Source organism: Ruminococcoides bili, from assembly GCF_040093295.1.
Classification (GTDB): domain Bacteria; phylum Bacillota; class Clostridia; order Oscillospirales; family Acutalibacteraceae; genus Ruminococcoides; species Ruminococcoides intestinale_A.
Genome location: NZ_JBBNJY010000048.1, coordinates 1 through 12169 on the forward strand (window position 1 = coordinate 1; position 12169 = coordinate 12169).

Consider the following 12169-nt stretch of genomic DNA (forward strand, 5'->3'; position numbering starts at 1 on the left):
TACTTTCCGTTTATGCAATCTGACGATAGGTGCTGTAAAAAGCAGCATATCAAAAAGCCGAGATTCACGAAAAAGTGAGCCTCGGTGATTTTTTTGCTTGCATTCTTGAAATTGTATAAAAATATGATATGAAAATATGAAAAATGTTAAAAAACATTTAAAATTTGGGCATAACTCGAAAAGGAGCAAAACCAAGCACCTTTAATGTAGAAAACTTTTTAGTTTTATGTACCTTGTTGATATGGCTTTTCGTTGATAGTAAATTATATCACAAAAATAACTGCATTCCTACCTTTCGGTTAGAATGCAGTCGTTTTTTTATTTAGGCTGTTTTTTACAGCTCCTTTAAATACCGTTTAAAATCGTTTAATTTGCGTTTTAATTGATTAGTAGTGTAACTTTACTTTTTGTGTAATAAATCTTAAATAAGTGAACTATCAGCGATTATTGAAATAGTTATTATCATAAACAGCTTGGGCTTGTCTGCCTAAACTACTATAATTATATCCACTTTCATCCCAACCGTTTTTTGAAATCCAATCAGACAAAACAATTAGCACATCTCTTAAATTTGATGACTTAAAAATTTTCGCATATTGTTAAATGAAGATGAAACAATAAAAAAGAATATCCATAGAAACGATTTCGTAGTAGAATTAAGTTACCACAACAAAAATCCGAAAGGAAACCGTCACTATGGATCCACTTAAGTTTATTTTCTGTACCGTCGGCGCTGTTTACGGAAAATCTTGTTGCGCCAATCATACAATCCTTTGAAAAATTACCGTATGTGCTCGGGTTACTGCTTTTATTGGTTTCATTATCCCAGGTGAGCACACTGTCAAGCGGAGTGAGAATTGAAGTTTCGGTAATGTAAATTTTTCTCGGATTCTGCATTCTCATATAAAGGTCAAAGCAAAGGTAATCAACACCGGGAGTTGCCTGCGACCAATCGGCATCTTCGTCGGGCTGTGCCGACTTATTCATAGCATACCTGCTTATTCTCCGCAGAAATATATGCCGATAATTCCCGTTGACTGTATTCTTCTGTTTTGAGAAACAGTTACCTTACAATCAGCCGTTTCTTTGATTTTACCTGCAATCTCGTCGGCAACCTCACTTCCAACACCTGCAAAGCTGATAAATACAGGCTGTCCCTCAACACCGCCGAATGAAGAAACAGTGTCGCCGATAGCTACATCGTATCTTGTAACGCCTGCATAAAGTTTTAAGAGTTTTGCGGAACCGTGGGTGTACATTGTGAGTGTAATACCCTTTGGTGTGGGCGCAATCATAATTGCTCTGATTGCCGCTGTTGCCGATACAAGGTGGTCGGCAAAGTCTGTTCTGCCCTCAGATGCGTATTTTTCGGCAAGCATTGCCATAAGTCCTACCGAACCTGCCGCATAAGCCGCCTCGAATACCTCTTTTTTCTTCTTAAAGAGCTTATTTTCGCCCTTTGCCTCTGCAATTTTTTCTTTTGCTGTTTTTTCAGCCTGACGAACTTCGTCTTTAGCTTTCTTTTTAACATCAGCTATAGTATCGTTCATCTTCTTGGTAGTTTCTTTTTCAAAATCAGCCATTCTCTTTTCGGATTCTTTGGTAATGGTCTTGATTTCTTTGGCATGGTTATCGTTAAGTTCTTTTACATTCTTAGCGTTTTCCGCATTAATATCGGCAATCTGCTTTTCGTAATTCTTAATCTGCGAGGTGTAATCCGCTTTCATGGAAGTAAGCTGTCCCTCGTAATCGGATTTCAAATTAGCTGTTGCGGTTGCGTTTTCTTTATTAATAGTATCAATTCTGTTTTCATAATCGCTCTTAAGCTGTGCAACCTCGTTGCTGTGGTTAGTATTTAACTCGGCAATCTTATTTGCATTATCTGTGTTGAGCTTTGTAACATATTCGTTGTGAGCGGTCTGTGCGTCGTCAAATTCTTTCTGCTTTGCACTAAGTCGGTTTGCAAAATTTTCTTCCGCAATTCTTGTTTTTTCGGCAAAGTCGGCATTCATCTGCTCTACCTGCTTTGCGTGACTTTCTCTTTCGTTTTCAAGAGCAGCGATTTTGCCCTCCTGTGTCTTTATAATGTTTGCCTGCTCCTCAATCTTTTGCTTTTGCTCTGCGATTTTCTGCTTAAGTTCCGTAATCTCCGCAGTAAGTTTTTCAATTTCTTCTTTGCGCACTGCCTCTGTCTGTGCATCAAGTACCATTTCCTTTACCTTTTCGGGGCGGTCAGCCTCTTCTTTGGCAAGGGCATTTTCTTCTTCGTACTTTTCCTGCAGCATTTTTCTAAGTGCGGGGTTAGTGGTAATCGACATCATAAAATGCTGAAATTCCATAGCAAGATATACATCTTCCTTGTTCTCGTCAGTCATCTTACCGTTGTACTCTTCGCCTACGAGTTCAAAGCCCTGCTTTTTGTATGTATCAAGGAAGCTCCACAACTCTACTGCCTTTTTAAAGTTAGGGTTTTCCTTGAGCAGGTTAGTCTGTGTGAGCGGCGGTTTTACCTGCGGTTCTTTTGCAATCTCTTTCATAAGCGGAGTTGCAAGACACTCGTTAAGTCCCTGACGAATTCTGCGGATACGGTCAAAATCTGAAAGCGACTCAATATCCTCTACATCAAGGTCTTCTGCAAGTGATTCGTGGTCTTCGTTTACATAATTAACGCTGAAATCAAGCTTTTGCTGATTAAGCTCAAGGTGACGGTTCATTGTTATATTATTGTAAGAATCGTTAGGTACATCTTTCATTTTTGAATATTTGTCATCAACAAACATAAGCGCCTTGTGAATAAGTGTCAAAAGCACACGATTTTCGTAAATAGCAAAACCCTCCTCACGCTCAACCGTAAGAATTTTCTTTGCCTTTTTAATGCGAACAACATTTTCTGCCTGTTTGATAAATCTGCACTGTTCGTCAATTGCTTTTTGAATATACGGCAGGGTTTCTTCGATTGCGATAACCCAATCCATATCAATTACTTTTTCATTAGTTTTGCCGAATATAGAATCTTTGCCCTCGTCCCCGTCTTTGAGAGCCTCTTCTATATAATTGTGAGTAAAATCCGATTTCAGCATATCCTGCATATATTTGTAAGATCTGTAATACTTACTAAAATCCACCATTTTAGACACTCCTTATAATTTTATTTTAGCGTAACAAAAGCCATTATATATAGTTTATCAGCAAAAATGAACAATGTCAATAAATCAGCTAAAGGGCAAACAAAGTTTGCCCTTATTTTGCAAATTATACAAGCTTTTTGAGCATCTTTAAGTAGTCTTTACATTCGTTCATATTCTCTTCACCGAACAGCTCGTCAAGATAAGCGAGCAAGCCGTCAATTTCATCTCTTATATAAGAGAGATTAAGCGCCTCAAACTTTCTGAAAACTTTGCGGGCAAGAACATAATCAAGTCCGTCGATTTCTGTACCGTAGTTTTCCATACCTACTTTCAGCTGTGCGCTTACTGAAATGCTTAAATTGAGGTTATCTACACCGGCAAAAGTATTTACGCTGAATCACGCAACCGTTGTGGTAACCATAGAGAGCAAAGTGATGACAGTTATAAAGATTATCAAGCGTTTACGCTTATGACGGGAGATATTTTCGGCCATCATACGCTCAACAGCTTTACCCAAAAAGCTCATCACGCACTCCCTCTCTCTTGTAATTTTCCGCATTCACAAAACAGTTTGTTTGTAAACATTACTACATTTTTTCTATAAGCCACTATATTATTTTAATACTTTTGGCACACTATTTCAACGGAAATATCAATATTAGAATAACTTTTGTATAGTTGCACTAACAAAACAGCAAAAGTTCGGTATTTTGAATAGTTTATATTTTTACGGATTATATCTTTTTATTATTCTATCTGTTTATAAATGACAATAAAAACAAAAAAACTTCCTTGTAAAAAGGAAGTTTTTTTGATAAAATATAAAAAAAGACAAAAATTGAATTTTTCTGAGATTTTAAATAAATATTATAAATCTTTAATCAATGTGAATTTTATATTCACATTATATTTTTGGAATAAAGAAGATTTAATTTTGTTTCTGCACGATTTTGTACTCGTCATAGAGCCTGAAATAATGGCATTGTTCGGTATTGCCTGTCAAAAACTTTTCCATTTCGTCTTCATCAAGACTCAAAGAACAGTAGTCACCGTACTCGTCATCTTCCACAAAATATGTGCATTGGTCACAACGATCAGCCATTGTTGTCACCCTCCCTTAAAAAGCCGTACTTATCATAGGTATATTCTTTATAGTTGTCTATCTGCTCAAAAACCTCTTGTTCGGTATTTGCTACGGTAAAGAGTTTAAGACAATCGTCACTCATAAAGCCCTCTGATACGGACTTTTTCATCATATTTATGAGTGAATCGTAATATCCGTTTACATTGTACATAACAATCGGCTTTCTGTGCTGACTAAGCTGCTTGAGAGTAAGCACTTCAAAAAATTCTTCAAAAGTGCCGATACCGCCTGCGCAAATTACAAAAGCGTCCGCACGGTCTTCCATTACACCTTTACGCTCACGCATTGTGTCCGTAAAAACAAGTTCTGTGCACTTGTCGTAAAGAACATTGTCTTTCTTGAAAAATTCAGGCGCTACACCTATAAGTTCACCTTTTTCAGAGGTTACGCCCCTTGCGGTCGCACCCATTACACCGTATTTTCCTGCGCCGTAAATTACGGCGTCGCCACGGTTTGCAATCGTTCTGCCCAGACTTTCGGCGGTATCTATATAAATTTTCTCTATCTGCTCGCTTGAAGCACCGAATACGCAAATTTTCATTTTATTTATCCTTTCATAATATAAAATCTTAAAAACAATTATAAGCAATATAAGGTTTATTTTCTGACCTTATTATACAATATTAAAATATAAAGTCAACATACATCTTGTAAAGGAAGTGTTTTTTTATGGCTGAGTCGCCTGCCAAATTAAAGAAAAAACAAGTTGATCCCTTAAAACGAACGGTATTCAGTCTTGCACTGCCGATATTTTTTCAGTCACTGCTCGGACTTTCACTCGGCTACATTGACACTATTATGCTGTCAAACTACAATGACATTGCAGTCGGTGCAATAGGCAATGCAAACTCTATTCTCGGATTTTTAAACCTTGCGTTCAACATTATATCGAGTGCAACGGGCGTTATTGTAAGCCAATACCTCGGCGCAAAGCAATTTGAAAAAATGAATAAAATCTACACGGTTGCAATTTCATTTAACCTTGCGCTAAGCGTGGTAATAAGTCTTATTGTATTTTTGTTCAGCGAACCCCTACTTATTATTATGCAGGTACCTGCCGAAATGATACCTGACGCCAATATGTATATGAAAATAGTCGGCGGTACAATATTTACACAGGCGGTCTTCAATGCTTTTTCAGCAATATTTATGAGCCACGGCAAAACGGGATTCGGAATGTTTGTATCCCTCGGTATGAATATTGTAAATATCGTGGGTAACTACTGTTTCCTTTACGGCCCGCTTTCTTTTCTTGACCTTGGCACAGAGGGTGTTGCGATTTCTACATGCTTAAGCCGTATTTTTGCGCTTGTAGCCGCAATTATTTACTTCTATAAGGTTATTCAAGGCAGACTCGGTATTAAATACCTCCGCCCGTTCCCTATAAATATTCTTAAAGAATTGTTAAAACTCGGAATCCCGACCGCAGGCGAAAACATAAGCTATAACTTTTCACAGCTTGTGCTGCAGGCACTTATCAACACAATGGGAATGGTCGCAATTAACGCACGAATTTACGCAAATATGATGTGTACTTTTACATATATGTTTGCTTATTCCGCTGCCATTGCAACGCAGATAATTGTAGGACACAGCGTTGGCGCAAACGACTACGACTTTGCATATAAAAGAGTTATGAAAACGCTAAGAATCGGTATGATAGTTTCGATTTCCATTGCCGTTATTAACTGGCTTGTATCGGGATATACTTTCAAAGCATTTTCAGACGATATGGCAGTTGTCGAGCTTGCTTCAAATATGATGTTCATTTCGATTTTCCTTGAAATAGGCAGAACAACAAACATTGTAATCATTAACTCCATGAAAGCCGCAGGCGATGTAAAATTCCCGACAATACTTGCAATCTTCTCAATGTGGGGCATAAGCGTACTGCTTGCGTATGTGCTCGGAATTGTAATGAATATGGGACTTGCAGGCGTATGGATAGGTATGGCGTGCGATGAAATATTCAGAGGAATTATTGTGTTTATCCGTTGGCAGAGAGGCACTTGGAAAGGCAAAAGAATCGTATCTTCCGCCGCATAAGTTTTATTTAAAATTGTATATTATAATCAGTCCTGTAAGGCTTTAATGCTTTGCAGGACTTTTTGTATGATTTTTTGGATTTTTATTAAAGGTTGACCAAACTTTCAGAACAAAACCTTATTATTTAACGAAACCCACTCTTAGGCAAATTCTGATAACCAAACAAAAAGCATTGACAAACAATTTTGTTTCTTATTATAATAAACAGGCAGAAAATTCTGAATATATCAAAAATAAGGAATATAGGAATAATATGAACGAATTTAAATTTTACGGTGAAGAAAACACGGAAAACGATGATGCCGTTCAGTTACGGGAACAACAGGCAGAAAAAGAGGCAGAAAAAGAAAGAAAATACAAAAAACACTCTGTTTTGGACAACACGGCTTTATTTCTGTTTATCGTGTTAATTGCGGAAAATACGATACTCTTTGCAACAAGAATATTTTTCCAAGAAGAAATGTATGCAAAAGCTATGCCTTTTTTTATGGAACTGTTTATACTTGTTCTGGGTGCAGGCATTTTTTCGGCATACAGATATATTTACCACTCGCTCACAATAACTAATATGAAAGCAATAATCATTACAGAGGCTGTTCTGATAGTCGGCGAATTTATTATATACAGCTTTTGCGTCCCCGTACTGCTGTGGTTTTTGATTGCTTTAAGCGTCGCTTTCATTATATATGCGGTAAAGTATTTGAATTGCAATATATTTATACGGCTTGCTATGTGCCTTGTGCCTATTACAGTGCTTTTGGTGTGCAATATCATTTGTTTAAGAAGTTTTGAATTTACTCCACGGTATGTTTATATATCAACTTCGGGTTATAGCGACAAAACAAACGATGAAAGTAACTTTTATTATAAAGACCCAATCAACACAGTATATGCTGACGCTATTGACGAATATGTGTACTCCGACGACTTAAAGGGCAACGCAATAGACGAAATAATAAACCTTACAGATACTGTTTCCGGTACATTAATGGGAATACGCAGTACCAAAGATACATATGACAGCTTAAACTATTTAAATGAGATATACAGCAAAGTTATGCCTATGGGTGATGTAATTAATGTTGACAACAGATATAACGACGAATTTTTTAAAAAATATTCGTTATACTTATGTGCGGTAGAGTTAGACAACAAAGACGATACCGTGGTATGTACAAATATGTACTACTCCGAAAGATATACAAGCCCCCACATAACTTACTGCCGCAGTAAAGAAAACAGCGAAGATAACGAAAAAGCCGTATGCATTATTATTTATGAAGTGCCCGTTGATGTTGAAGCAAAAGTTTATACAAAACTCGGAGGCTTTTCGGAGAAAACCGCACAAATCAGATACCGCTGACACAACGGTGTGTATAAATTATTGCAACGATATTGACTTTTACAGCAGATAATAATAAAATTAATATGTTGAGGAAAAACCGCCTCAAAATTAAATTTGGAGTAATTTTGCAATGAAAAAAATTTTTACTAAGTCGATTATAACCACACTTGTATGTTCAATGCTTGTCGTAACTGCGGCCGGTTGTTCAAACGGCACAAATGCCGAATCGAGTAGCAGTACACCGACAGAAACTCAAGCGACACAGGCACAGACAACCACACCCGAAGGAGTGAATTTCAGCCTTGATGCTCTGCATGCACCGCTGGAAAATCCGGCAGACCCATTTGCCGGATATTGGAGAATAGCGGAAGGCGCAGGCTCTAAACTTGAAAGTTTTACTTTTTTGTTTAACGGTAAAGGCGGAGCGTCGATTATTGTGGGAAATATGGGATATTGCGGTAAATATTCGGTCGGCACTGACGAAAGTACAGGCGAAGAAACCTTTAAATGTCAGCTTATGTTCGGCATTAACGGCGAGTATTCATATACAGTTGCCGAGGACGGCAAAAAAATTACAATTACAAATAACGGTGAAGATTCAGTGCTTGAAAAGGTGGATAATCCGACCTTTGTTCCAAGCGCACCGGAAAATCCGCAGATAGACGAAAAACTTGTAGGCGCATGGGACAGCGGAACAGGACTTTACTATTACTTTGGCGAGGACGGCAGAATGTACTGCAACTCCTACGGCACAACATTTACATATTTCACATACAATACAAAACTCAATAAGGTGACAGCCGTTTATGATATGGACGGCGAGCAGACAGACACATATGATTATACCTTTGACGGCAATGACCTTGTGTTTGACGGAATGAAATATACACAAATAACACCTGAAAAAATGCTCTCTGCAATACAGTCATATTGATAATCGAATATTTAAAGACCGCTATTTTGATGATAGCGGTCTTTTTTGTATGTTTATTAAATACAGATTTTGAAAAGCATCAAAATTTCTGCCAAACAATTATAAAAGCTTGGTCAACCTTTTAAAGGCTTGACCTAAATTTTTAAATTTATTAGTTTGACTATTCGCTAAACCAAACTCACACCAATCTGAAAGTAATACTCGGGAAATTATCTTCCCCGCCGCAATTGCCGTTATTGTAAGAAATTCTGATTTTTTCGCTTTGAACACTTCCGTCCGTAAACTGCACGCTTACATCAATCTCTGCCCCGTCAACAATTTTTGAAAGTATGCTGTTATTTATATTTTCCATCTTTGTTTCAAGAGCATTTTCCTCATCTGTAACTTGAATTTCTCCGTCATCACTCATACGATTTTTCACTCTCATACTTAAAAGTTCACTGTCAAGTCGGTAATATTCGTCTGCCCAATTGTCAATTTCACTGTCTGTTCTGTCGGTTTCAACCATAAGATTTATCGCTTTATCAAGTTTTATCTCCTGTTCGTTTTCACTCGGGTTTTTTACCGTAAATGTAAATCCGTCACAAAACTCCCCATATAAACCGTCCGAATGTTCTTTAAATTCCGCTTTTGTATATTGTGAATTATCAAGACTTCCGTAATTTGAAAAATCTCCGATTTCGGCTATACTTCCGATTTCGGCTATACTGTTATAATAATTATAACTATTGCCGTCTTCTGCATCTTCCGTATTTTCATTATCGTTTATATATGAATTTATAAGAAAATAAATTCCTTTTTGTTTTGAATTAAATGTCACGCTCTCAATATTTTTTCCGCTGATTTTAAGGTTTGTAAGTTCAAAATCATTAAAATAATCGGTTTTTCCCTGTGCGTTTCGATAAATCGTGTCATCATTATTAAAATCTTTCAATAAATATTGACTTCCGTTGACCGACGAAAATACACCTATTTCAGACTTGTCCTCAATTTCGGCGGCGTTTGCCGTTATTGTAAAAATATTTTTATTTGAAGAAATTCGCTCTGTATTCGGTTTAAAAAATCCTGCATATATTGCAACAAATACAAACACTGCGGCTATTGCTGCCGCTGTTCCTGTTTTCAAATTGAAAACTTTGTGAGATACATTGTTTTGTTTATATTGTTTTTCGGTATTACGCATTACTTTTATCAATTCAGCTTTCTGCTTTTCGCTAAGTTTAATATTTTTCACATTATTTTTATATACTTCCGCATTAAAATCTTTTTTATCAGTCATATGATTGCTCCCTTTCAATAATTTCTCTAAGTTGTTTTCTGCCCCTTGCAAGTCTTGATTTAACCGTTGATTGTGTTACATTCAGTATTTTTGAAATCTCACTGATTTTTAAATCTTCATAATAAAACAAATAAATCGCAACGCAGTACTTTGGCGGCAATTGCATAACGAATTGAAAAATTGCTTTATCAAAAGTATTATCCGACACACCCTGTTCTCTTGCCTCGGCAAGCGGTACGCAATGGCGAACATATGCCGATGTTTTGCAGCTTTTGGCGCAATTTACGGCAACACGCAAAAGCCATGCTTTCAGATGACTGCGGTCTTTTATTTTGTGTTTGTTTTTAATTAATCTTATAAAAACTTCCTGACACACATCAAATGCGTCAGCACTGTTTTTTGTTATGTTCAAAGCCACCCTGTAAATCGTATCAGAATATTCATTTACGACATCTGTAACAAAATCATCGTTGTTTAAATCATTCATTATTTCACCACCTTTGTATATAACACTTTTCTAATCATAAAAAGGTTGCAAAAATATTTTTATTTTAATGGGAATTTATTGAAAGTTGGGAAAATTATGGTTTAACACAGTGTTTAAGGCGAATAATTTAAAAATTCAGGTCAAGCCTTTTCAAAGGTTGACCAAACTTTTATAATTTTTACGAAATACTCTGCTAAACCCTAATTATTAACTTTATTCCAAAATTCAAACAGACCATTAAACTCCATACAAAAATAATCACCACCCCTAACAGGTGATGATTAAAAATTATTATAAAATTTGTTAGTTATATTGCAGCTTTTAATTTTCGGATACAGCTTCATCAAGAACGGTTTTATCATATTCTTTTTCCGATATTACAGAACCGTCGCTGTTACAAAACCTTAATACCACAATCGGATTTTCTTCCTTTACATTGCCTAAAAGCTGCTCCATCAACGGCTTTACGGTCGATTTCATTTCTTCAAACTTTTCGTCAAATGCTTTCTTTATCTGCGGCAATGCCTCATCACCTACAGTTTCAAGATATTTGTACTCGTAAACAAATTTGTTATCCTCCGCATAGCAATCAAAATCATACATACACTCATATGATTTTTTCATACTGTCTATGGCCTTTTGGGTTTCTTCTGCGTTTATATAGTCCTCTATGCTCGCAAAACTTTTTTCACCACCGCTGTTCTGTGCGGATATTTGCGTAGTTTTGGTTTTACTGCTTTTTGTTTCAGAATTATTTGTGCAGGCAACAAATATCAATGCTGTAGCAATGCAAATGAATATTGCAAAAAATCGTTTCATAAAAACCTCCCTGTTGTTTTATAATATTTTCATTTTATCATAAAAAGCTATATAAAACAACAATCACCACCCATAAAAGGTGGTGAGCTGACAACTTTTTACTTATACCGATTTCTCATCGCTTGAATTAACATCTGATGTTGTTTCCTCAAGAATTGACTTATCAAATGATTTTTCTGTGATTACAGAACCGTCATTATTTACATACTTTACAGAAATAATCGGATTTTCAATATCTACATACTCTAAAAGTTCTTCCATAAGATCAGATAAAGTAGAATCCATATCTTCAAAAGTATCATCAAGTATATTCTTCACATTTTCAAGCTTATCATCGGAAATCTGCTTTGTAAACTTATATTCATATATGAGTGCATCACCGTCAGCATAACAATCAAAATCATAAAGAGTTGTTGAAAGGGTGCTTTTCATAGTTTCAATAGATTTTTTCGTATTTGGATATTCAAGATATTCCTGAATACTCGCAAACATTTTAGAATCATCTTTGTTAGACTCTGCCTGCGAACTCTCATCGTTTGATACTATACTATTAACAATTGCTGCACTGCTTTCAACATTATCGCCTTTGTTACTGCCTGTACATGCTGTAGCAGATACTATCATAACAGCACAAATAACTACCGCAAAAAATTTTTTCATTTAATTTAGTCTCTCTTTTTTGTCGTTTATTAACAACATATTTTGTATTATTATAATATAAAACCAAATAATTGCAATAAAAATACATATTTTACAAACTGATAAACAATATTTTGAAAGTATAACTATATCATACAAAATTGTATATTTTTTATTGGTAATAATGATATGTAATTTTGATACTATTATAATGTACAAACAAATTTTATTGTATTAGCCAAGCAATTATAAAAGTTTGGTCAACATTTTCAAAGGTTGTAGGTATTGGCAAAGCCCACAAATACTTTTTACTAACACTGTTGTGTTCAAGCCGGCAAACAGCGAGGC

General features: G+C 35.9%; 12 protein-coding genes. 3 read left to right on the forward strand and 9 right to left on the reverse strand.

Annotated features, from left to right (window positions below):
• Positions 1-579: 579 nt before the first annotated feature.
• The 5 genes from AAAY30_RS10330 to AAAY30_RS10350 all read right to left on the reverse strand — a co-directional run bounded on the left by AAAY30_RS10330 (position 580) and on the right by AAAY30_RS10350 (position 4813).
• A complete protein-coding gene (locus tag AAAY30_RS10330) occupies positions 580-987 on the reverse strand; it encodes a hypothetical protein (RefSeq protein WP_337782066.1) in 408 nt (135 codons plus the stop codon).
• An 11-nt stretch (positions 988-998) separates the two neighbouring features.
• Positions 999-3128, reverse strand: a complete 2130-nt coding sequence (locus AAAY30_RS10335) for a sigma-70 family RNA polymerase sigma factor family protein (RefSeq protein ID WP_337782067.1) — start codon at positions 3126-3128, stop codon at positions 999-1001.
• 124 nt (positions 3129-3252) lie between these two features.
• Complete coding sequence (locus AAAY30_RS10340; RefSeq protein ID WP_186935618.1) at positions 3253-3450, reverse strand: hypothetical protein; 198 nt, start codon at positions 3448-3450, stop codon at positions 3253-3255.
• Between the two features lie 606 nt (positions 3451-4056).
• The gene (locus AAAY30_RS10345) at positions 4057-4230 is read right to left on the reverse strand and encodes a DUF6472 family protein (RefSeq protein WP_022234144.1); all 174 of its coding nucleotides are present in this window, start codon (positions 4228-4230) and stop codon (positions 4057-4059) included.
• A complete protein-coding gene (locus AAAY30_RS10350) occupies positions 4223-4813 on the reverse strand; it encodes an LOG family protein (protein WP_337782068.1) in 591 nt (196 codons plus the stop codon). Before AAAY30_RS10350 ends, AAAY30_RS10345 begins: the two co-directional genes overlap by 8 nt.
• 128 nt (positions 4814-4941) lie before the next feature.
• Here AAAY30_RS10350 and AAAY30_RS10355 point away from each other — a divergent pair, with 128 nt between their 5' ends.
• The 3 genes from AAAY30_RS10355 to AAAY30_RS10365 all read left to right on the forward strand — a co-directional run bounded on the left by AAAY30_RS10355 (position 4942) and on the right by AAAY30_RS10365 (position 8597).
• Complete coding sequence (locus tag AAAY30_RS10355) at positions 4942-6318, forward strand: MATE family efflux transporter (RefSeq protein ID WP_337782069.1); 1377 nt, start codon at positions 4942-4944, stop codon at positions 6316-6318.
• Positions 6319-6571: 253 nt separating this feature from the next.
• Positions 6572-7681, forward strand: a complete 1110-nt coding sequence (locus tag AAAY30_RS10360; protein WP_337782070.1) for a hypothetical protein — start codon at positions 6572-6574, stop codon at positions 7679-7681.
• Positions 7682-7793: 112 nt separating this feature from the next.
• Positions 7794-8597 (forward strand): DUF5640 domain-containing protein, encoded by an 804-nt coding sequence (locus AAAY30_RS10365; protein WP_337782071.1) that lies wholly within the window; start codon positions 7794-7796, stop codon positions 8595-8597.
• A 178-nt stretch (positions 8598-8775) separates the two neighbouring features.
• Here AAAY30_RS10365 and AAAY30_RS10370 read toward each other — a convergent pair whose 3' ends face one another.
• From AAAY30_RS10370 to AAAY30_RS10385, 4 genes are all read right to left on the reverse strand, one after another.
• On the reverse strand, positions 8776-9876 hold the full coding sequence (locus tag AAAY30_RS10370; RefSeq protein WP_337782072.1) for a hypothetical protein: 1101 nt from the start codon (positions 9874-9876) through the stop codon (positions 8776-8778).
• Positions 9869-10363: an RNA polymerase sigma factor gene (locus tag AAAY30_RS10375; protein WP_295025623.1), complete on the reverse strand. Its 495-nt coding sequence runs from the start codon at positions 10361-10363 to the stop codon at positions 9869-9871. Before AAAY30_RS10375 ends, AAAY30_RS10370 begins: the two co-directional genes overlap by 8 nt.
• A 321-nt stretch (positions 10364-10684) precedes the next feature.
• On the reverse strand, positions 10685-11182 hold the full coding sequence (locus AAAY30_RS10380; RefSeq protein ID WP_337782073.1) for a DUF4854 domain-containing protein: 498 nt from the start codon (positions 11180-11182) through the stop codon (positions 10685-10687).
• A gap of 102 nt (positions 11183-11284) precedes the next feature.
• Entirely contained in the window at positions 11285-11842 is a 558-nt protein-coding gene (locus AAAY30_RS10385) for a DUF4854 domain-containing protein (protein WP_337782074.1), read from the reverse strand.
• Positions 11843-12169 lie beyond the last annotated feature (327 nt).